3 protein-coding genes are annotated in these 1,643 nt (G+C 67.1%); 2 read left to right on the plus strand and 1 reads right to left on the minus strand.

Annotated features, from left to right (window positions below):
* Window positions 1–343, plus strand: a 343-nt coding sequence (locus WBV89_RS17405; RefSeq protein WP_423982604.1) for a TRM11 family SAM-dependent methyltransferase, incomplete at its 5' end; no start/stop codon positions are given.
* 9 nt (window positions 344–352) lie between these two features.
* On the opposite strand, the gene WBV89_RS17410 is transcribed toward WBV89_RS17405, so the two are convergent.
* Window positions 353–925, minus strand: a complete 573-nt coding sequence (locus WBV89_RS17410; RefSeq protein ID WP_423982605.1) for a PPOX class F420-dependent oxidoreductase — start codon at window positions 923–925, stop codon at window positions 353–355.
* 52 nt (window positions 926–977) lie between these two features.
* On the opposite strand from WBV89_RS17410, the gene WBV89_RS17415 reads away from it, so the two are divergent.
* Window positions 978–1,607 carry a TetR/AcrR family transcriptional regulator gene (locus tag WBV89_RS17415; protein WP_423982606.1) on the plus strand — a complete coding sequence of 210 codons (630 nt, stop codon included), beginning with the start codon at window positions 978–980 and terminating at the stop codon, window positions 1,605–1,607.
* Window positions 1,608–1,643 lie beyond the last annotated feature (36 nt).

Raw genomic sequence — 1,643 nt, forward strand, 5'->3', positions numbered from 1 at the left:
CGGCGTCGACTGGAAGCCGGCGATGGTCGGGATGACCACCGAGAACCTCGCGCACTTCGGGTACCCGGCGACCGTCGTCCGCGCCGACTCCCGGGAGCACGATCAGACGGCTGATGCGATCGTCACGGACCTGCCCTACGGACACGCGATCGACGCCGACGAGGCGACGATCCGAGCGCTGCTCGCACGGTGTGTCGACCTGGCGCCGGTGGCGGTCTACGTCGCTCCGGCCGACTTCTCCCTGTGGCTCCGTGCGGCCGGGTACGACGACATCGAGGTGTGCACGGTCCGCAAACGCGCCGGCTTCACGCGTTGGGTCCACACCGCCCGGCGGCCGGGGTAGCCCCCAACGTCAGATCCACTGACGGGGGATCGGCAGGCGATTGCGGATGCGAGCGAAACCGAGCAGTGCCGCGCCGATCGCCTTCGTGTTGTCGAAGCCCTTGACCTCGCTCGGGATCAGCCGGATCAGGGTCTGGCCCGTCGATTCACGGTCGGCCTTCGACATCTTCTCGTACTCGTTCGCGCCGAGCTTGCCGAAGTAGCGCGTCGCCATTTCGGACGAGAACGTGCCGTCGGATCCGATGTCGACCAGCTCGACCGTGCCGTCGATCATCACCGCGCGATAGGGCGGTCGTTCGTCCTGCACCGAGACGCACACCCGGGCGTCGCGCAGGAGGGCGTTGTGCTTCGCCGACCCCGTCGACACGGCGAACAGCATCACGCCGTCGCGATAGGCGTACCAGAGCGGCGCCTGGTTGGGCCGGCCGTCCTTGCGGATGTACGACATCACCGCGATCCGGTTCGCTGCGAGGAAGCGGTCGAGTCCGGTGCGATCGAACGCGGGCTGGCCTCCGAGCGCGGTGAACGGCAGTGAAGAAATGGGGGCGATCGGGTCGCCATCGAGGTTTACAGTGTAATCCATGCGGCGATCGTAGCGGAGCGCCGAGGCGATGTGTACACCGTAAACTGTGACGATGGGCGCCGAGCGAGAACCGCTGACGAAGGCGGCGATCACCACGACAGCGCTCGAACTGATCGACCGCGACGGGCTCGACCGCTTGTCCATGCGTCGGCTCGGCCAGGCACTCGGGTACGAGGCGATGGCGATCTACAAGCACGTCGCCGACAAGTCAGCTCTCCTCGATGCGGTCGTCGAGCAGGTGTACGACGAGATGTCGGCACCCGACCCGCGAGAGCCCTGGGACGAACGCATCCGCCACATCGCCCGCGAGTTGCGACGGGTCGCACTGCGTCATCCGCACCTCTTCGTCCGCCTCGTGACCGCGCCGCCACCGACGCGGTCGGTGCTCGAACGGATCGATTCGATCCTCGCGGCGTTGCGCGACAGCGGTGACGATGACGAGGCCGTCGTCCACCACTTCTTCCTGTTCGTCAACGTGACGTCGGGGGCATTGCTCGCCGAGACGACGGCGGCGATCGGCGACCCGGCGGGAGGCGTGCTCGACGTCGACGTCACCACCGACGGTGACGATACCGACTCCTGTCGGACGCTCGCATCGTTCGGCGACCGGCTCGCGGCGTGCGATTTCGATGCCGAGTTCGAACGGACCCTCGAGGTGTTCCTCGCGGTGGTCGATACATGAGTCCGGACGCGACTGTTGCGCTGCGTGTGTCCGACA

The sequence above is a fragment of the Ilumatobacter sp. genome (genome assembly GCF_049588435.1).
Lineage (GTDB): Bacteria > Actinomycetota > Acidimicrobiia > Acidimicrobiales > Ilumatobacteraceae > Ilumatobacter_A.